Origin of the sequence: Mesorhizobium sp. M1C.F.Ca.ET.210.01.1.1, assembly GCF_004791585.1 — a bacterium.
Classification (GTDB): domain Bacteria; phylum Pseudomonadota; class Alphaproteobacteria; order Rhizobiales; family Rhizobiaceae; genus Mesorhizobium.
Genome location: NZ_SRUU01000035.1, coordinates 32,619 through 56,736, shown reverse-complemented (window position 1 = coordinate 56,736; position 24,118 = coordinate 32,619). Strand labels below are relative to the sequence as shown.

Annotated in this window: 27 protein-coding genes; 21 read left to right on the top strand and 6 right to left on the bottom strand. The window is 64.2% G+C overall.

Annotated elements, in window-relative coordinates:
* Nucleotides 1-481: 481 nt before the first annotated feature.
* The 8 genes from EN853_RS28360 to EN853_RS28325 all read left to right on the top strand — a co-directional run bounded on the left by EN853_RS28360 (nt 482) and on the right by EN853_RS28325 (nt 10,213).
* A complete protein-coding gene (locus tag EN853_RS28360) occupies nt 482-859 on the top strand; it encodes a GFA family protein (protein WP_127862296.1) in 378 nt (125 codons plus the stop codon).
* Between the two features lie 180 nt (nt 860-1,039).
* Nucleotides 1,040-1,741: an SDR family oxidoreductase gene (locus EN853_RS28355; RefSeq protein ID WP_127862297.1), complete on the top strand. Its 702-nt coding sequence runs from the start codon at nt 1,040-1,042 to the stop codon at nt 1,739-1,741.
* Between the two features lie 72 nt (nt 1,742-1,813).
* Nucleotides 1,814-2,605 carry a pyrroline-5-carboxylate reductase dimerization domain-containing protein gene (locus EN853_RS28350; protein WP_127862298.1) on the top strand — a complete coding sequence of 264 codons (792 nt, stop codon included), beginning with the start codon at nt 1,814-1,816 and terminating at the stop codon, nt 2,603-2,605.
* A 337-nt stretch (nt 2,606-2,942) separates the two neighbouring features.
* Entirely contained in the window at nt 2,943-4,457 is a 1,515-nt protein-coding gene (locus EN853_RS28345) for a family 16 glycosylhydrolase (RefSeq protein ID WP_127862299.1), read from the top strand.
* A 32-nt stretch (nt 4,458-4,489) separates the two neighbouring features.
* On the top strand, nt 4,490-6,235 hold the full coding sequence (locus EN853_RS28340; protein WP_127862300.1) for a type I secretion system permease/ATPase: 1,746 nt from the start codon (nt 4,490-4,492) through the stop codon (nt 6,233-6,235).
* 3 nt (nt 6,236-6,238) lie between these two features.
* Entirely contained in the window at nt 6,239-7,558 is a 1,320-nt protein-coding gene (locus EN853_RS28335) for an HlyD family type I secretion periplasmic adaptor subunit (protein WP_127862301.1), read from the top strand.
* A 434-nt stretch (nt 7,559-7,992) separates the two neighbouring features.
* A complete protein-coding gene (locus tag EN853_RS28330; protein WP_127862302.1) occupies nt 7,993-8,949 on the top strand; it encodes a helix-turn-helix transcriptional regulator in 957 nt (318 codons plus the stop codon).
* Nucleotides 8,950-9,295: 346 nt separating this feature from the next.
* Complete coding sequence (locus EN853_RS28325) at nt 9,296-10,213, top strand: NADP-dependent oxidoreductase (RefSeq protein WP_127862303.1); 918 nt, start codon at nt 9,296-9,298, stop codon at nt 10,211-10,213.
* A 216-nt stretch (nt 10,214-10,429) separates the two neighbouring features.
* Here the strand turns inward: EN853_RS28325 and EN853_RS28320 are convergent, their stop codons facing one another.
* The gene (locus EN853_RS28320; protein WP_245517217.1) at nt 10,430-12,367 is read right to left on the bottom strand and encodes a GGDEF domain-containing phosphodiesterase; all 1,938 of its coding nucleotides are present in this window, start codon (nt 12,365-12,367) and stop codon (nt 10,430-10,432) included.
* Nucleotides 12,368-12,548: 181 nt separating this feature from the next.
* On the opposite strand from EN853_RS28320, the gene EN853_RS28315 reads away from it, so the two are divergent.
* The 7 genes from EN853_RS28315 (at nt 12,549) to EN853_RS28285 (ending at nt 16,855) form a co-directional block, all read left to right on the top strand.
* Entirely contained in the window at nt 12,549-12,698 is a 150-nt protein-coding gene (locus EN853_RS28315; protein WP_210234817.1) for a hypothetical protein, read from the top strand.
* 248 nt (nt 12,699-12,946) lie between these two features.
* Nucleotides 12,947-13,288 carry a hypothetical protein gene (locus EN853_RS28310; RefSeq protein ID WP_127862305.1) on the top strand — a complete coding sequence of 114 codons (342 nt, stop codon included), beginning with the start codon at nt 12,947-12,949 and terminating at the stop codon, nt 13,286-13,288.
* Complete coding sequence (locus EN853_RS28305) at nt 13,285-13,533, top strand: hypothetical protein (protein ID WP_127862306.1); 249 nt, start codon at nt 13,285-13,287, stop codon at nt 13,531-13,533. Before EN853_RS28310 ends, EN853_RS28305 begins: the two co-directional genes overlap by 4 nt.
* A 360-nt stretch (nt 13,534-13,893) precedes the next feature.
* Entirely contained in the window at nt 13,894-14,085 is a 192-nt protein-coding gene (locus EN853_RS28300; protein ID WP_127862307.1) for a hypothetical protein, read from the top strand.
* A gap of 25 nt (nt 14,086-14,110) precedes the next feature.
* Nucleotides 14,111-15,259 (top strand): amidohydrolase, encoded by a 1,149-nt coding sequence (locus EN853_RS28295; RefSeq protein WP_127862308.1) that lies wholly within the window; start codon nt 14,111-14,113, stop codon nt 15,257-15,259.
* 86 nt (nt 15,260-15,345) lie between these two features.
* Complete coding sequence (locus tag EN853_RS28290; protein ID WP_127862309.1) at nt 15,346-16,332, top strand: NAD-dependent epimerase/dehydratase family protein; 987 nt, start codon at nt 15,346-15,348, stop codon at nt 16,330-16,332.
* Between the two features lie 175 nt (nt 16,333-16,507).
* Complete coding sequence (locus EN853_RS28285) at nt 16,508-16,855, top strand: hypothetical protein (protein WP_245517216.1); 348 nt, start codon at nt 16,508-16,510, stop codon at nt 16,853-16,855.
* A 35-nt stretch (nt 16,856-16,890) separates the two neighbouring features.
* Here EN853_RS28285 and EN853_RS28280 read toward each other — a convergent pair whose 3' ends face one another.
* Nucleotides 16,891-17,160 (bottom strand): hypothetical protein, encoded by a 270-nt coding sequence (locus EN853_RS28280; protein ID WP_127862311.1) that lies wholly within the window; start codon nt 17,158-17,160, stop codon nt 16,891-16,893.
* A gap of 401 nt (nt 17,161-17,561) precedes the next feature.
* Between EN853_RS28280 and EN853_RS28275 the strand changes: the two genes are divergently transcribed.
* The 5 genes from EN853_RS28275 (at nt 17,562) to EN853_RS28250 (ending at nt 19,663) form a co-directional block, all read left to right on the top strand.
* Nucleotides 17,562-17,879: a hypothetical protein gene (locus EN853_RS28275; RefSeq protein WP_127862312.1), complete on the top strand. Its 318-nt coding sequence runs from the start codon at nt 17,562-17,564 to the stop codon at nt 17,877-17,879.
* A 132-nt stretch (nt 17,880-18,011) separates the two neighbouring features.
* Nucleotides 18,012-18,560 carry a hypothetical protein gene (locus EN853_RS35370; RefSeq protein ID WP_348631617.1) on the top strand — a complete coding sequence of 183 codons (549 nt, stop codon included), beginning with the start codon at nt 18,012-18,014 and terminating at the stop codon, nt 18,558-18,560.
* A 2-nt stretch (nt 18,561-18,562) separates the two neighbouring features.
* Nucleotides 18,563-18,832 (top strand): DUF1488 family protein, encoded by a 270-nt coding sequence (locus EN853_RS28260; RefSeq protein ID WP_127862313.1) that lies wholly within the window; start codon nt 18,563-18,565, stop codon nt 18,830-18,832.
* Nucleotides 18,833-18,964: 132 nt separating this feature from the next.
* Nucleotides 18,965-19,237: a 30S ribosomal protein S21 gene (rpsU, locus tag EN853_RS28255; protein ID WP_127862314.1), complete on the top strand. Its 273-nt coding sequence runs from the start codon at nt 18,965-18,967 to the stop codon at nt 19,235-19,237.
* A gap of 213 nt (nt 19,238-19,450) precedes the next feature.
* A complete protein-coding gene (locus EN853_RS28250) occupies nt 19,451-19,663 on the top strand; it encodes a hypothetical protein (RefSeq protein WP_127862315.1) in 213 nt (70 codons plus the stop codon).
* 493 nt (nt 19,664-20,156) lie between these two features.
* On the opposite strand, the gene EN853_RS28245 is transcribed toward EN853_RS28250, so the two are convergent.
* From EN853_RS28245 to EN853_RS28230, 4 genes are all read right to left on the bottom strand, one after another.
* On the bottom strand, nt 20,157-20,495 hold the full coding sequence (locus EN853_RS28245; RefSeq protein ID WP_127862316.1) for a hypothetical protein: 339 nt from the start codon (nt 20,493-20,495) through the stop codon (nt 20,157-20,159).
* 245 nt (nt 20,496-20,740) lie between these two features.
* Nucleotides 20,741-21,289, bottom strand: a complete 549-nt coding sequence (locus EN853_RS28240) for a cupin (protein ID WP_127862317.1) — start codon at nt 21,287-21,289, stop codon at nt 20,741-20,743.
* Between the two features lie 187 nt (nt 21,290-21,476).
* Entirely contained in the window at nt 21,477-22,493 is a 1,017-nt protein-coding gene (locus EN853_RS28235) for a zinc-dependent alcohol dehydrogenase family protein (protein ID WP_127862318.1), read from the bottom strand.
* Nucleotides 22,494-22,553: 60 nt separating this feature from the next.
* On the bottom strand, nt 22,554-22,949 hold the full coding sequence (locus EN853_RS28230) for a cupin domain-containing protein (protein ID WP_127862319.1): 396 nt from the start codon (nt 22,947-22,949) through the stop codon (nt 22,554-22,556).
* A gap of 217 nt (nt 22,950-23,166) precedes the next feature.
* Here EN853_RS28230 and EN853_RS28225 point away from each other — a divergent pair, with 217 nt between their 5' ends.
* Nucleotides 23,167-24,060, top strand: coding sequence for a LysR family transcriptional regulator (locus tag EN853_RS28225; RefSeq protein WP_127862320.1), 894 nt, complete (start codon nt 23,167-23,169; stop codon nt 24,058-24,060).
* Nucleotides 24,061-24,118: the final 58 nt, after the last annotated feature.

Sequence of the window (24,118 nt, the reverse complement as noted above, 5' to 3'; positions counted from 1 at the left end):
TACACCGCACTCGCGGCCCGCTCCGGATCCAAGAAGCTTGCCATCGTCGCCGTCGCCAGAAAGCTCCTCGTCACCCTCAATGCCATCATTCGAGACAAAACCGCCTTCGCATGAACACAGTTGCCATGCCGTAACCTTAAAGCGTTGCAACAGTTCAGAATTCTGCCTCGCTGCGCCCTTCGGCCAACGTCGCGGCAGGGATCCTCGGGTCAAGCCCGAAGATGACGAAGCGCTGGCGGAGCCGGAGAACCAAGTGCTGAGACGTCGTCGGGGCAGCGCCCCTCTGGTCTGCCGACCATCTACCACTTGGAGGGAGATAACGCGCTCCTCCGTTTTTCGCCCGCCCGTCGACGCTGTTGAATCCCCTGCCCGCAGCGCGTAACACTGTGGCGGGCGCGACGCCGCGCCAATCTCCCGGAAAATCTGAGCATGCCGACCGCCGAAAGGCGGGCGACGGTTTTATCCAACCATGAGGCAGCCCATGCGAACCGCATCCTGTGCCTGCGGGCAACTGACAATCACTTGCACCGGCGAGCCGCAACTGGTCGCGCTCTGCCACTGCCTCGACTGCCAGCGGCGGACCGGCAGCACCTATGGCATCGGGGCCTTCTATGCGCGCGAGAAGGTGAAGGCCGAAGGCGATGCCAAGACCTTCAGGCGATCGTCCCACAGCGGCCATGCCGTCACCTTCCATTTCTGCCCGAACTGCGGGTCCAGCGTCTTCTGGGAGCCGGTGCGCAAGCCGGACGTCATAGCGGTTGCCGTGGGCTGCTTTGCCGACTCGGCCTTTCCGGCGCCGACACGTATCGCGTGGGAAGAGCGGCGGCACGGGTGGGTTCACAATCCCGAAGCGAAATAGCTGGCGCCGGCGCCGAAGCCGTCGATCTCCCCGCAAGGAGGAAGATCGGCTGTTCCGCCGCCTTCGCTGGCCGCCGTCCTCTTGGCGCAATCCAAACCGGTTCGTGCCTCCCCGCTCTCGTGTTAACAGAGGCGCCTTCATCAACAGGCGGCCTCCCCGCCTCAACGAATGGATTGAGAGATGGTGGACAAAGTAGCTCTGGTGACGGCGGGCGGCAGCGGCATGGGCGCGGCGGCGGCGAAGCGGCTGGCTGCGGACGGCTTCAAGGTCGGCGTACTCTCCTCCTCAGGCAAGGGCGAGGCGCTGGGCCAGGAGCTCGGCGGCTTCGGCGTCACCGGCTCCAACCAGTCGAACGATGACCTGAAGCGGCTCACCGACGGGGCGCTCGAACGCTGGGGTCGCATCGACGTGCTGGTCAACAGCGCCGGCCACGGGCCGCGCGCGCAAATCCTCGAGATCAGCGACGAAGACTGGCACAAGGGCATCGACACCTATTTCCTCAACGTGGTGCGCCCGACCCGGTTGGTGACGCCAGTGATGCAAAAGCAGAAGTCGGGCGCAATCATCAACATCTCGACCGCCTGGGCGTTCGAGCCGAGCGTCGCCTTCCCGACCTCGGCGGTGGCGCGTGCCGGGCTCGCCGCCTTCACCAAGATCTTCGCCGACACCTATGCGGCCGACAACATCCGCATCAACAACGTGCTGCCGGGCTGGATCGACAGCCTGCCGGCCGTGGAGGAGCGCCGCCAGAGCGTGCCGATGAAGCGCTACGGCACCTCGGAGGAAGTGGCGGCGACGATTTCCTTCCTCGCCTCCGACGGCGCGGCCTACATCACCGGCGAGAACATCCGCGTCGACGGCGGCCTGATGCGGGGGTATTGAGCCCTTGAACAAAAGCCCTGCCTCCGCCACGCTCGGACCTTCGACGAGAAGGCAGGGCAGAAGGAGGCAAGGATGGGCACTTCATTCAAGCTCGGTATCGTCGGCGGCGCGGGCTGGCTGGGCGGCGCCATCGCGGGTGCTTCGCTCGAGGCCGGCATCCTGCATGCCGCAGATCTTGCGCTGTCCTACCGGAGCGTGAAGCCGGATCGCTTCCCCGGAGCCTTCTGGACCGACGACAACCAGGCGCTCGCCGACCGCTCCGATGTCATCATGCTTTCGGTGCGGCCGCAGGACTGGCCGTCGCTCGAGCTCGATGCAAAAGGTAAGCTGGTGATCTCGGTGATGGCCGGCATACGGCTGGCCGAGATGGGCGAAAAGCACGGCACGCGCCGCGTGGTGCGCACGCTGCCCAACGCGGCGGCCGAGGTCGCGAAATCCTACACGCCCTGGATCGCGAGCAGCGATGCCACCCAGACGGACCGCGCAACCGTGCGCGCGATCTTCGATGCCTGCGGCGTGCAGGACGAGGTGGCGACCGAACGCGATATCGACTACCTCACCGGCCTGACCGGATCGGGGCCCGCCTTCCCGGCCCTCCTGGCGGACGCGATGATGCGCGAGGCCGTTGCCTTCGGCCTCGCGCCAGACGTTGCGCGGCGCGCCGTCAACACCGTGCTCACCGGAGCCGGCCGGTTGCTGGAGCTCAAAGACGCCTCGCCGGCCGATACGGTGAAAGCGTTCCTCGACTATCGCGGCACGACGGCGGCCGCGATCGAGACGATGCGCAAAGCGGGTTTCGACGAGGCGGTGGCGAAGGGGCTGGCGGCGGCGTTCGAGAAGTCGATCGCGATGGGCAAGGCGTGAGTGGTTGGCGGTCTTTCAGCACCACTATCGATTCGCCGATCTCCAACCGTCGGCCAGATTAGACGTTGCAGGAATGCGTTCATCCGCGGCCGCATGCCTAATAATTCAGCATAATTCAGACAATATTGTATAAAATTGACCAGGCTTCACGCCTCTAAATTGCATTAGCTATCCCTTATTCTATCTACTCTGAAGAGTTGATCGAGAAATGGAGATTTTCCTCTGTACTATATGGTTATTCCTTGGAACTATCATGTGAATTAGAAGTTGGTCGAAAGCGGCCGATGGAACCCGCATAGCGGGTTCCACGGGCCAGGCAGCACGGAGAGATTGTCCGATGACCTCCATCGTCAACGCAGTAGGCGTTCCTCTTCCCTATAGCGGCTCGTCCACCCATTGGTTCTCGGCATCGGGGTCTGGGCCGGACTTGTGGGGCACCTCCGGCAATGACTCCTTCTATGGAGCCTCCGGTGTCAACGTCACCATGCACGGTAGCTACGGGGATGACATCTATTACCTCTACGCCGCGGGCAACAAGGTGGCCGAGGGCTATGGGGCAGGCATCGACACCATCAGCACCTGGATGAGCTACAAGCTCCCCGACAATGTCGAGAACCTCATCGTCACCAATGCCAAGAACTTCGCGTTCGGAAACGGGTTGGACAACATCATCACCGCCAAAGCCGGCCACCAGACCTTGGACGGCGGCCTGGGAAACGATGTGCTGGTCGATGGCGGCGGCGGCTATGACACTTTCATCGTCTCGAAAGGCAACGGAAGCGACCTGATCGCGAATTTCGCAGCGACTGACACCGTCCGCCTCAACGGCTATGGCTTCACTTCGTTCGACGCCATCCACTCGAACATGATCCAGGCGGGATCGAACGTCATCCTGAACCTCGGATCCGGCGAGATCCTCCAGTTCAAGGACACGACCATCGACAAGCTGCAGCCCAGCCAGTTCGAGCTGCCGATCGACAAGTCCGGAATGACGCTGTCCTTCAGCGACGAGTTCAACACGCTGAACCTTCACAACAGCCAGGGCGGCACCTGGGACACAAACTTCTGGTGGGGCGCGCCGAACGGCAGCACGCTCACCCAGAACAACGAGCTGCAGTGGTATATCGACGCCAGCTACGCCCCGACGAGCTCCGTCCATCCATTCAGTGTGAACAATGGCGTGCTGACCATCACCGCGGCGCAGGCGCCCGCGGACATCAAGCCGCTGATCAACAATTACGAATACACGTCGGGCATCCTAACCACCCACGATAGTTTCTCGCAGACCTATGGCTATTTCGAAATGCGGGCCGACCTGCCGGAAAACGCCGGCGCCTGGCCGGCCTTCTGGCTGTTGCCCGAAGACGGCTCGTGGCCGCCGGAGCTGGACGTCGTGGAGATGTACGGCCAGAGCCCGAACTCGCTTCTGATGACCGCGCATACGAATGAGACGGGGACCCACACCACGGTCGGGTCGACAGTGAACGTCTCCGACACCGCGGGCTTCCATACCTATGGCCTCCTGTGGACGCCGGACAAGCTGGTGTGGACCTATGACGGCGTGCAGGTCGCCGAGGCGGCGACGCCGTCCGACATGAACAAGCCGATGTACATGCTGGTCGATCTCGCGGTCGGCGGTCAGGCGGGTGCGCCGCCGGACCATCTGGCGACCCCGGCCCAGATGAAGATCGACTACATCCACGCCTACACGCTGGACAGCGCGCCGGCGACCGCGCTGAACGTCACCAGCACCAGCACCCCGACATTCAGCACCCCGACAATCAGCACCGCGACATACAGCGCCGCCGGCAGCACGCTGCACGGCGGTTCCGAGTTTGGGGGCCACGCGTAAGGTCTCGGGATCATGCAGCGGGGAACGCGGGAATGACTGGACCGTCGGGCCTGCGGCCGGTCTTCCTGCGCGCCATCGCCGATGTCGGCGCCTTCTCAGTGCTGATCAACATCCTGTTGCTGGTGATCCCGCTCTACCTGCTGCAGGTCTATGACCGCGTGCTGCCGTCCTCCAGCGTCGAGACGCTGTTTTACCTCTCGCTCATCGCGGTGCTGGCTCTCGCCTTCCTCGGCTTCCTCGACGCGGTTCGCGCCATCTACACGCAGCGCGTCGCGGCGACCGTCGACCGGAAGCTGGGTGCCGGAACGTTCGCCCTTTCGCTTGCCGCCAAACATGCGGGCGGCCTGTCGCCGCTGCGCGACCTCGCCTCGATCTGCGCCTTCATCCGGTCGCGCGGCGTGGCGGTGCTGTTCGACCTGCCCTTCGCTCCGGTCTTCCTCGCCTTGCTCTATCTCATCCATCCCGTCCTGTTCTGGGTGACGCTCGCCGGCACGGTGCTGCTGGTTCTCCTGGTCGTCGCGAACCAGCTTGCCATCGGCCGAAACGATGCCTTGTCGGTGGAACGTTCGGCTCTGGCTGCCCAAGCGGAACAGGTCTTTGCCCGCAATGCCGAAACGCTGCGCGCCATGGGCATGGTCGACAACGCCGCGCGGGTCTGGGGGCGGCACGTGGGCGAAGCGCTCATCCTGCACGACCGCTCCGCGAGCGCCAACGCGATCTTCAGCGGTGCCTCGCGGGCGCTGCGCATGATGCTGCAGCTGGCGATCCTCGGCGCCGGTGCATGGCTGGTGGTCGAGGGGCAGATGACCGCCGGCATGATCTTCGCCTCCTCGCTGGTGTCGGCGCGGGCGCTGCAACCGCTCGACCAGCTGATCGGCGCCTGGCGGCAGATCACCGATGCCCGCCGAGCGTGGACACGGCTCGAAAGGGCGCTGGCGGCGCAACCGGCGCAAGCGCGCAAACTCGCCCTGCCCGACCCATCAGGCGCGATTGCCGTGCAGGACGTTTTCTTCATGGCGCCGAACGCCCAGCCCGGCACCGAGCCCATCCTCAAGCGCCTGAATTTCCAGATCGGCGCCGGCGAGGCGGTGGCGATCGTCGGCCCGAGCGGCGCCGGCAAATCCACGCTGGCGCGGCTGCTCGTGGGCGCCGCCCAGCCGACCGGCGGCTCGGTCAGGATCGACGGCGCCGACCTCAGGAGCTGGGACGAAAACCAGCTCGGCAGAAAGATCGGCTACCTGGCGCAGGAGGTGGAGCTCTTTCCCGGATCGATCGCGGAAAATGTCGCCCGCTTCGACCAGCAGGCGGACGACAGCGCGATCGTCGAGGCGGCGAGGCGCGCCGAGGCGCATGAGCTGATCCTTTCGCTGCGCGACGGCTACCAAACCGGGATCGGCCCGTCGGACAGGACGCTGTCGGGCGGCGAGCGCCAGCGGATCGGGCTGGCGCGCGCCTTCTACGGCAGTCCGCAGATCCTAGTGCTCGACGAGCCCAGCGCGCATCTCGACGGCAGCGGCGAAGCGGCGCTCGAGGCGGTGCTTGCCGCCGCACGCGCCGCGGGCGTGACGACGATCGTGATCACGCATCGCCCTTCGATTGCCGCCGCCTGCGACCGCGTGATGCTTTTGCGCGGCGGCATGATCGAGGCCTTCGGTCCAAGCAGCGAGGTGCTCCGGCAGCCGGCTGCCGGCAAGGGCGTGCCGGCGCAGCAGGGCACGGTGGTGACCGGGTCGTTCACGCCGACGATCCGCGCCCACGGCATCCGCTTCGGGTCCTAGGCGATGACAGCCGGGAGCCTCACCTTCGACGGCCAGCCACGCACCGACTTCCGGCGCGTGGCATTCGCCGGATATGTGGCAATCGCGATCTTCGCGGGCTGCTTCGGCTACTGGGCGGCGAGCGCGCCGCTCTCCGGCGCGGTGATCACGCAAGGCACGATCTCGGCGACCGGCGGCAACATCCTCGTCCAGCAGCCCGAAGGCGGCATCATCCAGCAATTGCTCGTCCATGAAGGCGACCGCGTGCGGCAGGGCGAGGACCTGATCCTGCTCGACCGGACAGCCGCGCAAGCCGACCTCAACCGGCTGACCAGGCAGTCGATCGCGCTCAAGGCAACCGCGGCGCGGCTGGAGGCCGAGCGCGACGGGCTGGACAGGCTGGCGCCGGTCGCCGAGCCGGCGCCCGCGCCGTTCCAGCAGGACTTCCAGAACCTCATCCGCGAACAGCAGAAGGAGTTCGACGCCAGGCTCGCCCGCTTCCGCTCCGAACAGTCGATCATGGCGCAGCGGGTCGCCATGCATCGCGAGTCGGTCGTCGGCCTGAACGCCCAGAAGCTCGCCATCGAGCAGCAGTCGGAAGTCGTCAAGAAGGAGCTCGGCATCAAGACCGGCCTGCTCGACAAGGGCCTCACCAACCGCACCGAATATTCGCAGCTGCTGCGCTCGGAGGCCGACCTCGTCGGCCAGGCCGGCGCGCTGGAGGCAAACCTCGCCGCGGCCAACTCGCAGATCGTCGAGGCGCAGGTGCAGGTCGAGCGGCTGACCACGCAGCGCGTCGAGGAAGCACTGACCAAGCTGGACGACGTCCGCACCAACCTCGCCGACATCGAGGAGCGGATGCGGGCGGCCGAAGCGGTACTTCAGCGCACGACGATCAAGGCGCCGGCCGCCGGCATCGTGGTGTCGTCGACCTATAATTCGAAGGGCAGCGTGATCGCGCCCGGCGAGAAGATCATTGAGATCCTGCCCACGGCTTCAGGCCTCAACGTCGACGCCAAGCTAAGGCCCAAGGACATCGACCAGGTCCGCGTCGGCCAGCCGGCGAAGCTCAGGCTTTCGGCGCTGAACATGCGCCTGACGCCGGAAGTGTCGGCGACGGTCAGCGAGATCTCCGCCGACCGGCTGATCGACCCGGCCACGCGCGAGCCCTATTTCCGCGCCAGGCTGAAGATCGCCGACGCCCTACCCCCCGGCGTGAAACCCGAGCAGATCTATCCCGGAACGCCGGTGGAGGCCTTCATCAGCACCGGCGACCGGACCTTCCTCGAATATCTGGCGCGGCCGATGATGGATTCCTTCGCGCGGGCGTTCGCGGAGAGGTAGGGCGGACGGCAGGCCGCCGACTGTTCCTGCCTGTCGCCGATGCCGGCTCTTCTGCAACGGCAAGCATATCGGCCGCTTCAATTGAACCCTTTCGATGATTGCTTCGAGCCAGGAGACAACTTGGGTCGGCGATCGCGCAATGTCACGTTTGGGCCGGAAGGAGACTGACCGCTATTGGAGCGAAGATACCAGCAAGCAGCCGTTTGACTGAACGTCTCCGCCTGGCGCAATTCGGCAAAGATGTTAGTGCCCCAGTTCCTTCGATCTACCTGCATATCTAACAGACGGTCGCTGCGGAAAGCCCTTTCAGCGTGCCCTAAAATCCAGTTACATCATTCGCCTAGCGGAGGCGCGGGTTGTTTTTGTAAGCAGGTTGCGATGCAAAACACGACCAAATCGCGGGCCGGAAACGGACAAGGGAGCGGACCGATTCGATGATCGCCGTCTCTGCCTCGAGGCTCTCTACTGCCGACCTCAATAACCTCATGCAGGCGCTTGAGATCGACGTCGTGGCGTTGACAGAAGTCCTCGTTCCTCGCGGCCACCGGGCCGAGATGGGAATGATCGATGTGCCCGCGATCCACTACAACCTCAAGGGTTCTGGACGGATATCGATTAATCGCGGCCCAAACATGCAGTTGATGCCGCATCTGCTCATCATCGTTCCCCCGAATACGCCCTTTTCGATCGAGGTCGATGACGGTGACGGCACTACCCGCCTGATCAACCGCGATTGCTGGAAGCGCGACGAAGACGGCCTGTTGCGCATCGCTGTTCCGAACGAAGAGCCCGAGGTCGTGCAAATTTGCGGCTTCTTCAATGCGTCCTTTGGTCAGTCGGTTGGTCTGTTTCGCGACCTGCGAGAACCAGTCGTCGAGCAATTCGAACCGTCGGACAAGATTGATGGCAAGCTCCGTGAGGCCATGAATGAACTCTTGTCGCAAGAGATTGGCACGGGAGCGATGACGGCGTCACTTCTGAAACAAGTCATCATTGCGTTGGCTCGGCGCTCGCTGAAATCATCGCAGAGCTGGACGGACCGTTTCTCCATCCTTGCTGACCGCCAGATCACGCGCGCGTTCGCCGACATGGTAGCCCGCCCTGGCGCTGCACACACCGTCCAAAGTCTTGCTCACAGCGCAAGCTTGAGCCGTTCAGCCTTCATGGCCCGCTTCTCCGAAATCTTTGGTCGGTCGCCCATGGCCATCCTTCGCGACCTCAGGATGCGGCAGGCTGCGCTCGATCTGACGACAACTACGACGCCCGTCGATGTTGTGGCCCATAACGCGGGATACGAGAGTCGCTCAAGCTTCGTGCGAGCATTCCGCAAAGCCTACACCGTTGATCCAAGCGAGTACCGGCAAAGTGTGAAGAATGATAAGGGCGCGTGAGCCAAATACCGCGCTCCGAGGTACCCCTCCCGCCAGCGGTGCGATCTTAAAGGGCGCGCGGTTGGCGACATCCGTCATCTGGTTCGTCGGGCTATCAACGCTAGCTAATCTCGCTGCGTGAGCTCGCGCACATCCGACGCTGCACCAAGTTCGCGCGCCTGGCGCACTGATCCTCGGCGCCGGCCAGCTCTGGATTCCGGAATGCGTGTCCGCTCGTCCAGAGATGCCTGGCGCGGGGTTTCATCGCGCCAGCAGCAGTGGCAACGTGGCGTCAGGATAACGCTCCCTTCGAAGTGAGAAGCAGGAATTGGATGATGACGACCGACGACACACAGGCAGGTGGACGATGAAGGCAATCGTTGTGACGAACCGGGCCGCGGGAACTGCCGGGATGAAGCTGGTGGAGCTGGCCGACCCGCCAACAGCGATAAATGACGTCATCGTTCAGATTCACGCGTCGGGATTCGTGCCGACCGAGATGGAGTGGCCCTCGACCTGGACCGACCGCCGGGACCGCGACCGAACACCGTCGATTCCTGGGCACGAGCTCGCCGGAGTGGTTAGCGCTCTCGGCTATGGCACGACAGGTCTGTCGGTTGGACAGCGGGTGTTCGGCCTCGCGGACTGGTATCGCGACGGTACTCTGGCCGAGTATGTGGCGATCGAGGCACGCAACCTTGCGCCGCTGCCGGGCGACGTCGACTTCACGGTGGGCGCGAGCCTGCCGATCTCGGGCCTCACCGCATGGCAAGGGCTGTTCCAGCACGGCCGCCTCCGAGCGGGCCAGAGCGTCCTCGCGCACGGCGCGGCCGGCGCAGTCGGGTCGATGGTGACACAACTCGCACGAGAGGCTGGCGCCCACGTCGTCGGCACCGGACGCGCCGCCGACCGCCAGAAGGCGCTCGACTTCGGCGCGCACGAGTTCATCGACCTCGACAACGACCTCCTGGAAGACGTCGGTGCAATCGATCTGGTGTTCGATGTCATCGGCGGGCACATCGGGGACCGGTCCGCGCGCCTGATTCGAGCCGGAGGAACACTGGTGTCCATCGTCGGGCCAAGCGAGACGCGGCCCGACGACGGCCTGTCGGTCGACTTCGTTGTCGAGTCCGATCGTGCCCAACTGAGTGAGATCGTCCAGCGGGTGCGGGACGGACGACTGCGGACGAACATCGGAACCGTCTCGACCCTTGAGGATGCCGTCGCCGCCTTCAACCCGACCGAGCGGATCAGCGGGAAGACGGTCATTCGCGTTCGTCCGTGAGCGGCACGCCTCCATCGATTCAAGCCGCTGGCCGCTGTTGTCAGATCGGCCGGCTGCGCCCTATCAGCCGTGCGCCGAAGGTAACCTGGGAAGCTACCCAGAGTCGGCGAGCACCACCGGTTGTATGGACTCGGCGGACGATAGGATCGCAGCGCAAGCGATTTTGGAAGGCACAAAGCGGTTGTCCGCGGCAGCTCGTCAAATCTCAGCCGCCTGTCAGGCCGCGCTGCCGCTTCGGGTACTGCGCAACGCCGGAGGATCGAAGACGGCGTCGGTCGCGGCAGAGCCGTCCAAGCGTCCGGCGTTGAAGGCAAGCGCGTCACGCGTCTGAAGCGCTGCCGAGAACAGATATCCTTGCGCGATCATGCAGCCGAGCGATCGCAGGATCAGGCGGTCGGCTTCCGTTTCGACCCCTTCAGCCATGACCTCGATGCCCAGCGTCCGTCCGAGATCGATGACCGCCTTGACGAGGGCCTGGTCGGCAACCGACTTGGCAAGGTCGCGCACGAAATCCTTGTCGATCTTGATCTTGCGAATGCGGCTGTCCTTCAGCGAGGCCAGGGTCGAGAACCCGGTGCCGAAATCGTCGAGCACGATCGATATGCCGGCATCCGCGAGGCGCCCGACCTTCTCGTCGACCCTGGCGCGATCGACCGGCGCTTCCTCGGTGATCTCGATCTCGAGCATCGCCGCCGGGACATTCCTCGCCTTCAGGATACCCAGGATCATGTCGTCGACATTGCCGACCTCGAGCTCGCGCGGCGACAGGTTCATCGCCACCCGGACATCGCGGCGGCCTTGCCGCACCAGCTCTTCGATCATCGAGCAGCAATTGCGGAACACCGTCTCTGTCAGCAGGGACAACAGGCCCGTCTCGCGCGCCGCGGTGACGATCTCGGGCGGGGAAATGGCCCCGTGGAGCGGATGCTGCCAGCGCAGCAGCGCCTCGAAGCCGACGACCGCGTCGGTATCCAGGCGCAGCACGGGCTGGAACCACGAGCAGAGCGCGCCTGCTTCGATGGCTCCGCGCAGATCGCGCTCGATGCAGTGCCTGCGTTCCAGCGCGCTGTCGAGCTCGGTGTCGAAGCGGCAATATTCGTTCCTGCCGCCGCGCTTGGCCGCGTAAAGCGCGAAATCCGCCTTGAGCAGCATCTCCGTCAATCGCGGCCTGTCCGACTGATAGATGCCGATCGATGCGCCGACACGGACCGAGTTCAACTCCGGGTCCGGATTGGCGATGGCCGCGATGATGGCGGAGGCAAGCTCGCCGGCCGAATGCGGGGAGCTGCCGGCGGGAAAGAGCAGCACGAACTCGTCGCCGCCGATGCGCGCGATCGTCGCGCCTTCCGGCGCGTGGCCCTCAATGCGGCGCGCAACCTTGACCAGCAGGTCATCGCCGATGTTGTGACCATAGGTGTCGTTGACGGATTTGAAGCCGTCGAGGTCGATCAGCATGGCCACGAACGGACCGTCGGCCAGTCCAAGCCGGGAGATGGCGTGCTCGAGCCCATGCCGGTTGAGCAGGTTCGTCAGCGGATCCCGCCTGGAGTTTCGTTCCATCTCGGCGGCGAACGCCCTCGCCTCGTATTTGAGGCGGCTCGCCTCGCGGAAGCGGGACTGTCCGAGCAGCGCGCCCCTGACCATTCCGGCGAGGAAAAGCACGATCGTGAAGGCCAGGATATCGTTCTCGGTACCGCCGTTCGCCAGCACGCATCCGGCGGCGATGAGAAGCGGCAGCGTTACGAAGTTGATCGAGGCCGGCGCGTATGATGTTCCGTATGTGACCGAACCGGCCGACGCACCTGCGAGCACGATCAGATAAAGCGGCGCCTGGGGCGTGGTGTATCCGTTCGTCAGCAGCGCCAGGCAGGACCAGGCGATGCCCGCCGCGAGCGACAGCATCCCATAGAGGGAAAGCCGGGCGCCGAGCGCCTCCGGGCTGCTGTCGGCAGTGTCGGACCGGGTCAAGGCAAGCACCAGGCGCGCGCCATTCAGCGCGCTGATCGCCGCAAACCACAGCACCGCCGCGAGACCGCCGCCCGACAGCATCTGCACGGCCAGGATCAGGGCCGACAGCACCGTGCCGACGGGCATGGAAATGAAGATGCCCTTCCTCAGGTCGGCCAGTTGGTCGCGCAGGATGCCGGCCTGCACGGCTTCGCTCCGCCCCTCGGGAGGAGGGCCTGCAACCAACCGCTCGAAATGCCGTGCCATGGCATAGTGGTTAGGGCAGCGGAATGAAAATCGTGTTAAGGATTTCAGCGGTTTACGGCGGGCTCCCGATTCCAGGCCGACAACGCTCACCTCGGCAGAACGCTCCCTCAAAGGTGTCCGCATGCACAACCTTGGCCCGACCGAACTCGCCAAGCGCATGCTGGTCGCCTGCCTCGGCGCGCCGGCGCACGCCGCTGCCCGCAACATGTACCACAGCGTCGGTTTTCGCCCGTTCACGCGCGACCTGCCGCAGATCAAGCGCGCGCTATAGCGGATTTCGTAAGGCGCCATCTTCTGCGGGAGATTGTTCTCCATCAACAGCAAGGCCAGCTTCACCGCGCGGCTCGCTGCTTCGGGCGCTTTGAGCGACGAGTTCGGCAAAGGCGCTCAGTCGGCGCCTCAGACACAATTCAGAAACACACCAGAAAAACTCCAGAAATCGTTCAGGCGTAAAATCGACTGGAGAGGGTCGATCATCGGCTGCAGCACTGCAGCACTTGTTCGGATTGGCGACAAGCGATGCAAAGGTTCTCGATCAGCTTCATGGGTGCGTTGCTCGGCATGTCGCTCATCACCGGCCCGGTTGAAGCTGGCGGGGCAAAGGTTGCGATTACCCGGACCGAGCGCTGCAACAATCTCAGCCGCCAAGTTGACGAAGCCCTCGAAACTCATGCCGCGTCAACGCAGGTCACCGCGGCGAAAGCACTGCAAAGAAGGGGAAACCGGTTCTGCGCCAACAAAAAGCAGGCACAGGGAATCCGCATGCTCGCGAACGCTCTGAAGCTGCTTGGAGTAACACCGATCGACCCGGATGCAGTGACACCCAAAACCGACCTGCAAGGTAAGGAAACGAAGCCATGAAAAAGTCCCTCCTTTCCGCCCTCGGCCTCGCTGTCGCTGTGGCGTTCTCGATGCCGACTCTTGGCAACGCCGCTGCCACGACGACCGCTGCTCCGGCCGCCTCGACCACGGCCGCCGCTCCGGCGAAGACCGCTCCGAAAAAGGTCTCCACCAAGAAGGCCTGCAAAGTGACCAAGCACCACAAATGCCCGGTGAAGCACAAGAAGCACGCCGCAAAGGCTGCAGCGCCAAAAAAAGCCTACTGAGTCCATAGTGCCACGAGAAGGCCGTTCCACCGCATTCACCTGGGACGGCCTTTTCCAGGCCCCGGCGCACCAAGTGCGACCGGCCTTCAGGCCTGCCTTTGCGGGCCAAGCGGCGGTTGTCCAAGAGCAAAAATGTCAAGATCGACAGCCTCTACCGCGTTCTCGGAGGCAACGAGCAGGCCCTGACCATGCAATGGCTACGCTCGCCGGCCTGCGATAACGGGTGAACGTTGGGTCACTCATCCCGAGGGCATCTCGACTGGGACGCTGTCACAGCGCGCGGCGTGGCGAGTTGGAAACATCTCCCGCATCGCCGCGCTTTTGGAGAGGATTGCCGGCCATCTCGGCGAAGGGTCGGCCTTGGAACGGATTGTCCCCTTTTCAGCCAGCCATGTCGGAGACGTCACTGAGGAGCCTGGCTTCGGCGAGCCCGAGCGCGAATTGATGATCATCGAATCCAGCCCCGACGCATGGGTTCGGGAACGCGCCCATGGACTATCGGAATTGATCGGCATGGCACGGCACGAGCAAAACCCTATTGTGTTTGTGTGAGCTGGGCCCAAGCGGAGTCGGAACCATGACCCTGACCAATCGAGACCTGATCGAGCTGACAGCATGGCGGCGCAAGCTGCACCGGCAGCCGGAGATCTCCAACGAGGAGGAGAAGACCGCGAAAGAGGTCGTCAGCTTCCTTGCCGATACCGGGCCGGACAAGGTCCTGACCGGATTGGGCGGGCATGGCGTGGCGGCGGTCTATGACAGCGGGCAGACCGGGCCGACAGTGCTGTTCCGCTCGGAGCTCGACGCGCTGCCGATCGAGGAGCTTTCGGGGGCCGAGCATTCCTCGCAGGTGCCGGGCAAGTCGCATATGTGCGGCCATGACGGACACACCGCGATCCTCGCGGCGCTCGGCCGCCAGCTCGGCCGCCAGAGGCCGGCGCGCGGCCGCATCGTTTTGATGTTCCAGCCAGCGGAAGAGACCGGCAATGGCGCGGCCGGCGTCGTCGCCGATCCGCGCTTTTCAGAGATCGCGCCGGATTTTGCCTTCTCGCTGCACAACCTGCCGGGCGTGCCGTTCGGCGAGGTGCGGCTCAAGGCAGGCACCGTCAACTGCGCCTCGCGCGGCATGCGGATCGTGCTCGAGGGCAAGACCGCGCATTCCTCCATGCCGGAAACAGGCGTGTCGCCGATGCTGGCGGTGAGCGAGTTGATGCCGCAATTGCCGGCGCTCGGGCGCGGCACCTTCGCCGACGACGATTTCGGCATGGTCACCGTCACCCATGCCGAAATGGGCGAAGCGGTGTTCGGCATCGCGCCCGGTCACGCGGAGGTGTGGGCGACGCTGCGCACCAGGCGCGACGAGCGCATGGCGGAGCTGGTCGCCGCGGCCGAGGCGCTGGCCACGAGGATCGCGGCCGGGCATCGCCTTGCCGTGCGCTTCGACTATCACGAGATCTTCGTCGCCAGCGTCAACGCTCCGGATGCTGTTGAGCATCTCGCGCGGGCGCTGGATGAAGAAGGCGTGCCGCATGGCCAAGAAGCCCTGCCGATGCGCGCCTCGGAGGATTTTGGCATCTTCGGCCACAACGCCAAGTCGGCGATGTTCTTCCTCGGCGCGGGCGAGCGGCACCCTGCGCTGCACAATCCCGACTACGACTTTCCCGACGACCTGATCCCGATCGGCTCAAGAATCTTTATGCGCACGGCGCGCAATCTTTTGGGCTGATCGGCTGGCTTCTGCTTCGACAAGCCTTAGCTATAGCGCGGCGGGAGCCAAATTCCGGAAATCGTGCCAGCAGCAGGGAGCAGGCCATGTCGCGCATCGTCGTCATCGGAGGCAGCGGTCACGTCGGAAGCTATCTGGTGCCTCGGCTCGTCGAGCTCGGGCATGAGGTCGTGAATGTCAGCCGCGGCAAGGCGGTGCCCTATCGTGCCCATTTCGCCTGGAATTCGATCGAGAACATCGCCATCGATCGCGCCGCCGAAGAGAAGGCGGGACGGTTCGGCGCGATGATCGCGCAGCTGCGTCCGGAGATCGTCATCGACATGATATCGTTCGATCTGCCAAGCGCCCAGCAACTGGTCGAGGCGCTGCGCGGCAGGATCGAGCATTATCTGTTCTGCAGCTCGATCTGGGTGTACGGCCGTTTCTTGACCATCCCGTCGACCGAGGCGGACCCGCCAAATCCCATCGACACATACGGGGCGAACAAGGCCGCGATCGAGTCCTGGCTGTTGCGGCAGGCACGCCTGACCGGTTTTCCGGCGACCTGCTTTCGGCCCGGCCATATCGTCGGCGAGGGATGGAACCCGATCAACCCGCTCGGCAATGCCAATCCCGCTGTCTTTTCCTTGATCGCGCGCGGCGATGAGCTGGTTCTGCCGAATCTCGGGCTCGAGACGGTGCATCACGTTCATGCCGATGACGTCGCCCAGTGGATCATCCGCGCGATCGAAAACCGGGCGGCCTCGATCGGCGAGGCATTCAACACGGTTTCCGAGCAGGCGGTCACGCTGCGGGGCTATGCCGAAACCGTCTATCGCTGGTTCGGCAAGGAGCCGCGGATCGCGTTCAAGCCCTTCCACGAATGGATCCGCGATCTGGAAGGCGACGATGCCGTGGGCTCGCGAGGGCATGTCATCCGCAGCTCCTGCCACTCGATCGAGAAAAGCCGCCAGCGCCTTGGCTACAAGCCCCGCTATACGAGCTTCGAGGCGATCCAGGAGTCCGTCCGGGCGCTGATCGCGGCTGGCAAGGTTGCCGTCCCGGGTGCCGGCTTGGCGGAGAAGGGCCGCTGACCGTTCTGCCGGGGAGACTTGTCAAGCGAGCAGCGCCAATTCCAGCTTCACCATCATCATCACCGCCATCGGCCCATGCGGTTGATCCGGCAGCCTTAGCCGCCAGCTTGCCGGAAGCCGAGTTCTGTGCTCTCTCCGGGCCCAAATTAGGAAAGGCTTGTGAATGAGAATCGCAATGATCGTCGCGCTGAGCGCGGCGGTGGCCGGGTGCGTGAGCTCTCCGGTCGACTACGGAGCGAAGCTTTCGCAGCAGGACCCGAAATGGACCTCCCCGGAATGCCGGCAGGCACGCACGGCGGCTGCCGACTATGCCCAACGCGAAAAGGACCACCCCGGCTGGAGTTTTGGCGTGCTGCTCGGGCCCTACAGCATGGGGATGGTGGCGGCGGTGAAGGAGCATGAACGGCAGCAGCGAAGGCTTCTCGCCCGCCAGATGCATCTGCAATGTTCCAGCCAGCCGCTGCCGAAGGAGCTGGATTTCGACCCGGCGATCTACGCGCCCAAGAAGGCGAAGTATCCATAAACGTCCCCCTTCCAAACCAAGCGGGAGCGAAGCCTTCAGCCTTCCTGCCACGCGCTGAGCAGCGGGCCGTTGCTGCCATGGACTGGATCCTTCTCCGGACGCCCGACGTTGGGGATGGTGCGCAGCGCCTCTTCATGCTGTTCGGCCCGCGTGCACAGATCATAGGTGCCGAAGGGCGGATAGGCGCCGACGACCAGGAGATCAGATGACGAGGACAGGCGCTGGTGCCCGGTACCGGCGGGCAGGATCGCCACGTCACTTACCGCGCCATTGAGCGGCACCCGGTCAGGGTCCGGCACCGCCACTGAGAGGCTGCGGGTTCAGAGATCGATGTTGCGCCGTTATTGACTGATCAGCCGCAAGAATTTCCGCGGTCATGCAAAAATAAAACTGGCGGCAACCTTGTTTAACCGGCAATTCCGGCCTAGATATTAAATTCGTTGATTTGGCCGATTTGGCTTGAGCGGTGTCAGAGACCCGCCATTTTACTCCGAATTCTCGATGAGCGTGTTGCCTGGCCGGCACACCCGCTCGCGCGTCTCGACCCCGGAACAAACTCCTGCTTACCACGGATGTACTGGAGCAGGCATTGACTGTCGGGGCGGTACCGCTTTCCGGCCAAGCGAACGCGGCTCGAGGCCGATCGATCCGGGTCGATCGAACCGGCCACCTCGAAGGCGCGGTCGAATAGGGAGGAGCAAACAACATGATCTCGATACGTTCTGAGAGGCCTAACAGCCGTCTGACCCGCCGCGAGACCGCAACCCATCGCTATTCCTTGGGGCAGAGCGTAAGGCTGAAGCGCAGCTTCAACACCGTTCAGGAATCCCGCGAAATCTATCAGATCACCGCGAGGCTGCCGCCTCGGGGAGATTCCCTTCAGTATCGCATCCGAAGCGAGGCCGAGCGTCACGAGCGCATGGCGACAGAAGACAGCCTCGAACCCGTGCACGCTTCACGCAACGATGAAGGTGCAGCTCTTCTCGAAAGGACATTCGGCGATGGCCAAGGGACAAAAGCGTAGCAATCGCGAGATCCGAAAGCCGAAACAGGGCAAGGCGGCCCCGAAGGCCGCCAGCCCATTCGGTAATCCGATCAAGCTTGGGGCGAACACCAACGGCCCCCGCGCGGCAAAAGCCAGAACTGACAGGCAACGGTGAAGATCGTGGTCGAGTTCTACCGCACCCGCGCGCAGGACGATGCGCGTGCTGTTGTCGCACGGGAGGTGCGCGAAGCAGCCGATCTCGATGAGGCCATTTGCATCGCGCGAGCCCTTTCGCTGACGCTCGACATGCCGCAGCTTCCCGATGCGATGTCGATAGCCGATATCTGCGGGAACAGGCTCTATTCCGTCCAGCTCGGCGCGAACGACAACCCCAAGAAAGATGCCGCCATGAATGGCTATGCCGACGGCCTTGAAGTTGAATCCACTGCGGCTGTCTTTTGCGAAAACGAAGGCGAAGCATCCGGGCGGGACACCACGGATCGCCTGTATGGCCGTCGGGTCGAGCAGGATGGCTCCTGGAGCATCTATCATGTCTTCACCGGCGTTCCGGCGGTGATCCTGGGCCGTCGCATGACCGGAATGAGCCAGCCGATTGCAACGCGCTGTATGTTATCCCTCAATCGCCGCAACGAAGGGCCGCGCTCGAACGCGCGCTGCCGGGCCGTCGTCTGGCCGGTCGCGGGAGCCGATGGAGAGTGACCATGCCGCTCGAATTTCCCAATCCAAGCCGAAGTTTCGACGAAGCGCGCAATGCGGTCCGTTTCATCGGTCACGACGGCATGTTTGAAGTGCCATTCCTCATCGAGGCCGATGCATTGACCGCAACCGGCCGCAACGGGTTGGAAACGGCGGAAGCCGCGTGCCTGGCGGCCTTCGACGCGGCGCGGCATTCCATCCACGCCAGTGCACGGAAACTCTACGCGGGTGGGAAGCGGACCATCTACACCATAACGGCCGCCAATATGCGCTGATGTGCGACATGAGCAGTGAACGGGGCGGATGCCCGTCCACCCGGTCGCATCTATCGGAAATATGGGTCTGGGTGGGCCAGTCCCGGATAACAGCCGCAGCCCCAGGGGGCTGCCGGCAGCTGAGGAGATGAATTGCGAGTTGACGTGCGGAACAATGACGTCGATCAGGCCCTGCGGGCGCTGAAAAGGAAACTGCAGCGTGAGGGTCTGCTTCGGGAACTGAAGCGGCGCCGGGCATACGAGAAACCCTCGGAACGACGTATCCGGGAAAGGGGCGATGCCATCCGGAGGGCGCGTAAGCTCGCCCGCAAGCAGGCGCAGCGTGAAGGGCTGCTTCCTGCTCCGAAGAAAAAGCTCCCGACTGTCGCCCGTCATGAAAGGAACGGTCCTGCCCGATCGGGCTGAATCGGTTTCCTGTCAATCTGTTGGGCGGCTCAGCCGAGTCTCGGTTTGAAATCCAAGCCGATCTCGTTGTGCGGACCGTTTATTTTCCCGAACGTCTTGGTCCGCTCGCTGGCCGCCCTATAATGGAATCATCACCGGCAACGAACAAAAGGACGTCGGCGGCTGAGAGACAACGAACTGCGCTCCCGTCTGCATGAGGACCGGAAGCCAGCCATGCCCGGACGATATCCTCAGCATCCTGAAAGTCTTCCCGTGATTGAGAGCGCGCAACAGCGCGCCGAGCGCGTGAAAGCGGAGAAGGGATTCCAGGCCCGATTCCCCTTGAGGGAAGTCGGCATTACCGAAGCCCAAGCACTCGACCTTATCGAGCTGATCGGCAACGATACGAATTCGCTTCTGCGCGAGGCGCGGCTTTTGAAGAAGTAGAACCGCGCCTATCCGAAAGGAAAAAACGGCGCACAGTGAAATCTCGCTGGTGCGGCGAGGACAGTCCGGCTTTGATCCCTTGCTGTTAGGTCGGGCTGTCCGGGAGCTGCCTGCCTTGCAGGGACCGAGCCTGTCCGGCTTCGGCGCGTTGGCATCCATCTGGTTGGCGATCGCAGGCGCGATCTCCAGCGCCTTTTGGTGGATAGCGACCATATGCGCGGTGGTTTCGAACTGAGCCACTACAGACGAATTTAAAACTCCCTGGAAAGTGCCGTCGCTAGTCCCCAACCTACGTGGCCCGTCCCGTGCCGGGGGCGATCTTGCGGAAGTTTCGGCTTTCAATGTCGACAATGGCTCCGCAGCCCATGCATTCCGCCTGCGTATGCGCGCGAAGCCAGCGGACGCTCTTGCGCGTCTCATAGGCGCACTCCGTGCAAACGACGCCTATCTCGTCGTCTTCGAATGATCTGTCGGTCTCCACGGATTTGTTCGCTCAGATCAACCGGTGACGCGCTGCAGTCTCGCGGTCGCGCCGTCGCATTCCACTTGTGTCGTTGTCGATCCAGCGCCGCGCTTCGGTTCGCGGCGCAGTTCCGACGGCGCCGCCCTCACTTTTCCATTGAGCGAGTGCGCTCTGATGCGAGTCCAAGCGTTTCACGTATGCACTCAGGATCGCGCGCAAATGCATTTCCGATTCTTTATCGAAGCGTTCAGCAAGAAAGCATGCGGCAGCCGTTCGACGGCGGCTGCCATGGATCAAAGCCGGGCGAATCTCGCCGAGAATTTTCTCGATCGCCGTCATCTGCTCGGTCGTCGGGTGCGTGGAAGACACAGCGCCCTCCCTCTTGTTGGGGCCAGGGCACTCTGGCCGCCCTCGGTCGGCATCGCCCGTTGCAGAAGCTGCCGATAAAGGAGGGTAAGCCTGTTGCGAATGAATGGCGATGGCCAATCGGGAAATAGTTGGCGGAGCAGGCAAGCTCCGGTCCCGATGAAGGAGCCGCTCACAATTCCTGTCGGGCAGCCGGACCGCTTCGGTATGCCAGGGACAGGGTGCCGGCGAGACCCCGCAGCCAGCCGTCAGCCTTCCTGCCACGCTGTCAGCAGCGGGCCCTCGCGGCCATGGACCGGATCCTTCTCCGGCCTGCCGACCTCGGGGATGGTGCGCAGCGCCGCTTCGTGTTGTTCGACGCGTATGCACAGATCGTAGGTGCCGAAGGGCGGATAGGCGCCGACGACCAGAAGATCGGATGACGAGGACAGGCGCTGGTGGCCGGTGCCGGCCGGCAGGATCGCCACGTCGCCGGCCTTGACCGTCAGCACCTTGCCCTTGTCGCCGCCGAAGCGGACCTCGGCCATGCCGCGCGCGATGCCCAGCACTTCGTGAATGCGCGAATGGTAGTGGGCGTAAGCGAAGATGCCGTTGCGCCAGCCGTCGCCCCAGCCGTTCGAGCGGAAAAGCTCCTCAAAGACGGACGCCGGATCGACACCGTCCGGCAGCGTCACGGCCGCAGGGTAGACGAGCATCGGCCAGCGCGGATGGTTGGGCATAAAACCGTCATCCGCGAAACGAAAGGCGAGCGGTTCACGCCGGTTGACCAGTTCAGCAAGCTTCGCCCGTCCTGGCATGGCGTGACCTTTCCGCCGCTTCTGCGCTGACGGCAGCCGATGTCTTCGGATGGACCGGCAGGGCTCGATTGTCGTCAGGTCTCAACCGGTGGCGGCGTCCTTTGTTCCCGGATTGTGGCTCGCGCGCCGCGCCGGAACAAGGGCACGAGAGCCGAAGCGGAAAGCGCTGGCACCGGCCGTCGGCGGCCTACACCTCAAGCATGACCTTGATGGCACGGCGCTCGTCCATGGCGCGGTAGCCTTGCGCCACCTCGGCCAGCGGCAGCTTGAGGTCGAAGACCTTGCCGGGCTTGATCCTACCCTTGAGCACCCGGTCCATCAGGTCGGGCAGGAAGCGGCGCACCGGCGCCGGGCCGCCCAGCATGCGCTTCTGGCCGAAGAACAGTCTTTGGCCGTCGAAGCTCACGCCATGCGGCACGCCGACATAGCCGATCGTGCCGCCGGGGCGCGAGCAGGCCAGCGCCTGGTCGAAGGATTCCGAGGTGCCAACGCATTCCAGCACCGAGTCCGCACCGACGCCGCCGGTCAGCTCCTTGATGCGCGAAACGCCTTCCTCGCCGCGCTCGGCCACGATGTCGGTCGCGCCGAACTCGCGGGCGAGTTTTTGGCGGCTCTCGTGCCGGCTCATGGCGATGATGCGCTCGGCGCCCATCTCCTTTGCGGCAAGCACACCCATCAGGCCGACCGCGCCGTCGCCGACGACGACAACCGTCGATCCTTCGCGGACCTCCGCCGCGTCGGCCGCATACCAGCCGGTACCCAGCACGTCCGAAACCGCCAGCAGATCGGGCACCAGTTCGGTCGGCGGAACCTCTGCCGTCGCGACCAGGGTGCCGTCAGCCAGCGGCACGCGGGCGTAAGGCGCCTGCGCGCCCGACATGAACTCGCGCTGCACGCAGGAGGATTGGAAGCCGAACCGGCAGTGCGGGCAGGTGTTGTCGGAGAGGCAGAAGGAGCCGACGACGAACTGGCCGGGGCGGACATTGCGCACCTCGCTACCCACTTCGACAACGATGCCGCAATATTCGTGGCCCATATGCTGGGGGGCGTCGACCGGCTGCAGCCCGCGATAGGGCCACAAATCCGAACCGCAGATGCAGCTCGCCGAGAGTTTTATGATGGCGTCCGTCGGCCGCAGGATTTTCGGATCGGCGACCTCCTCGCAGCGAATGTCGCCGGGCTTGTGGAGAACAGTTGCGAGCATTTTGCTTCCTTTCGTTTGATAGCGAGAAGACCGGGCCAGAGTAGACGGGGCGTGAGAAGATCAGGCGCCGTAGTCGGCGTCGCCGACCTGTTCCAGCCAGTCGACGGCCTTGCCATCCTTGACCTCCTGGACGGCGATATGGGTCATGGCGGTCTGAGGCGACGCGCCGTGCCAATGCTTCTCGCCGGGCGCGAACCAGACGACGTCGCCCGGCCTGATCTCCTCGACCGGCCCGCCCTCGCGCTGCACCCGGCCGAGGCCGGAGACGACGATCAGCGTCTGCCCTAGCGGATGCGTGTGCCATGCAGTGCGGGCGCCCGGCTCGAAGGTCACCTGCGCGCCCTGCACCCGCGCGGCGTCGAACGGGTTGAAGAGCGGATCGATCCGCACCGTGCCGGTGAACCACTCGGCTGGGCCCTTGCCGGAAGGCCTCGTGCCCGCGCGAAGAATGTCCATGGTGATCTCCTGTCAGATGCGTCGATGCAGGGCGGAACCGGCCGCGCCGCTAAGGGGGTCCTGACCCTTGTCCAGCAAGGAGGGCGAGCCTGACCGAGGCGCGGACTGACCGCACCGACATGCGGGAAAGATATTGCAGCGAAGCCCGTTCGATTAGCCGGGATAATCCGCATGGACTTATCGGTGTGTGATATAAATAGAATTCAGGAGATTCCCGATGCAGCGCGATGACATGAAGGACCTGCTGTGGTTCCTGGCGGTTGCCCGGGAGCGCAGCTTCACCAAGGCGGCAGCGGAGCTCGGCACCTCGCAGTCAACGCTCAGCCACACCATCAAGGAACTGGAGGCGCGGCTGGGCGTGCGGCTGCTGACCCGCACGACGCGGAGCGTGGCGCCGACGGAAGCCGGAGAGCGGCTCTGCCAGGCGCTCGCCCCGCGGTTCGAAGGGATCGAGTCCGACCTTTCGAGCCTGGTGGCATTCCGCGACAAGCCCTCCGGCACTGTCCGCATCACGCTGTCCGACCATGCGCTGCAATCGACCGTCTGGCCGAAGCTCAAGCCGGTGCTTCGCGACTATCCCGATCTGCGCGTCGAGCTCTACAGCGACAACGGCATGCGCAACATCGTGGAGGAGCGCTTCGACGCCGGCGTGCGGCTCGGCGAGAATGTCGACAAGGACATGATCGCGGTGCGCATCGGCCCGGACTGGCGGCTGGTGGCCGTTGCCTCGCCGGACTATTTTGCCCGCCGCCCTGCCCCGAGAACTCCGCAGGATCTGGTGGGACACGACTGCATCAACCTGCGCATGACGACCTTCGGCGGCCTCTATGCCTGGGAGTTCGCCAAGGGCGGGCGCGACCTGCGCGTGCGGGTCGAGGGCCAGCTCACCTTCAACTCGACCATCCCCATGATCGACGCCGCGCTGGCTGGCTCCGGCATCGCCTACGTGCCTGAAAGCCTCGTCAGCGGCCACATCGCCGAGGGGCGCCTGACGCTGGTGCTCGGCGACTGGAGCCCGCCCTTCGCCGGCTACCACCTCTACTATCCGAGCCGCCGGCAGCTTTCGCCGGCGATGGCGGTGATCGTCGAGGCGCTGCGGCATCGGGGCTGAGATGCTGTCGCGGGACGCCGTTGAGCCGTCACAACAAGGAGGCATGCCTCGCGGCCTG

Bases quoted from the DNA above. Each gene is read 5' to 3' on its own strand.
- EN853_RS28360 (WP_127862296.1), top strand. From the start codon at position 482: ATGCGAACCGCATCCTGTGCCTGCGGGCAACTGACAATCACTTGCACC.
- EN853_RS28355 (WP_127862297.1), top strand. From the start codon at position 1,040: ATGGTGGACAAAGTAGCTCTGGTGACGGCGGGCGGCAGCGGCATGGGC.
- EN853_RS28350 (WP_127862298.1), top strand. From the start codon at position 1,814: ATGGGCACTTCATTCAAGCTCGGTATCGTCGGCGGCGCGGGCTGGCTG.
- EN853_RS28345 (WP_127862299.1), top strand. From the start codon at position 2,943: ATGACCTCCATCGTCAACGCAGTAGGCGTTCCTCTTCCCTATAGCGGC.
- EN853_RS28340 (WP_127862300.1), top strand. From the start codon at position 4,490: ATGACTGGACCGTCGGGCCTGCGGCCGGTCTTCCTGCGCGCCATCGCC.
- EN853_RS28335 (WP_127862301.1), top strand. From the start codon at position 6,239: ATGACAGCCGGGAGCCTCACCTTCGACGGCCAGCCACGCACCGACTTC.
- EN853_RS28330 (WP_127862302.1), top strand. From the start codon at position 7,993: ATGATCGCCGTCTCTGCCTCGAGGCTCTCTACTGCCGACCTCAATAAC.
- EN853_RS28325 (WP_127862303.1), top strand. From the start codon at position 9,296: ATGAAGGCAATCGTTGTGACGAACCGGGCCGCGGGAACTGCCGGGATG.
- EN853_RS28315 (WP_210234817.1), top strand. From the start codon at position 12,549: ATGCACAACCTTGGCCCGACCGAACTCGCCAAGCGCATGCTGGTCGCC.
- EN853_RS28310 (WP_127862305.1), top strand. From the start codon at position 12,947: ATGCAAAGGTTCTCGATCAGCTTCATGGGTGCGTTGCTCGGCATGTCG.
- EN853_RS28305 (WP_127862306.1), top strand. From the start codon at position 13,285: ATGAAAAAGTCCCTCCTTTCCGCCCTCGGCCTCGCTGTCGCTGTGGCG.
- EN853_RS28295 (WP_127862308.1), top strand. From the start codon at position 14,111: ATGACCCTGACCAATCGAGACCTGATCGAGCTGACAGCATGGCGGCGC.
- EN853_RS28290 (WP_127862309.1), top strand. From the start codon at position 15,346: ATGTCGCGCATCGTCGTCATCGGAGGCAGCGGTCACGTCGGAAGCTAT.
- EN853_RS28285 (WP_245517216.1), top strand. From the start codon at position 16,508: ATGATCGTCGCGCTGAGCGCGGCGGTGGCCGGGTGCGTGAGCTCTCCG.
- EN853_RS28275 (WP_127862312.1), top strand. From the start codon at position 17,562: ATGATCTCGATACGTTCTGAGAGGCCTAACAGCCGTCTGACCCGCCGC.
- EN853_RS28260 (WP_127862313.1), top strand. From the start codon at position 18,563: ATGCCGCTCGAATTTCCCAATCCAAGCCGAAGTTTCGACGAAGCGCGC.
- EN853_RS28250 (WP_127862315.1), top strand. From the start codon at position 19,451: ATGCCCGGACGATATCCTCAGCATCCTGAAAGTCTTCCCGTGATTGAG.
- EN853_RS28240 (WP_127862317.1), bottom strand. From the start codon at position 21,289: ATGCCAGGACGGGCGAAGCTTGCTGAACTGGTCAACCGGCGTGAACCG.
- EN853_RS28235 (WP_127862318.1), bottom strand. From the start codon at position 22,493: ATGCTCGCAACTGTTCTCCACAAGCCCGGCGACATTCGCTGCGAGGAG.
- EN853_RS28230 (WP_127862319.1), bottom strand. From the start codon at position 22,949: ATGGACATTCTTCGCGCGGGCACGAGGCCTTCCGGCAAGGGCCCAGCC.
- EN853_RS28225 (WP_127862320.1), top strand. From the start codon at position 23,167: ATGCAGCGCGATGACATGAAGGACCTGCTGTGGTTCCTGGCGGTTGCC.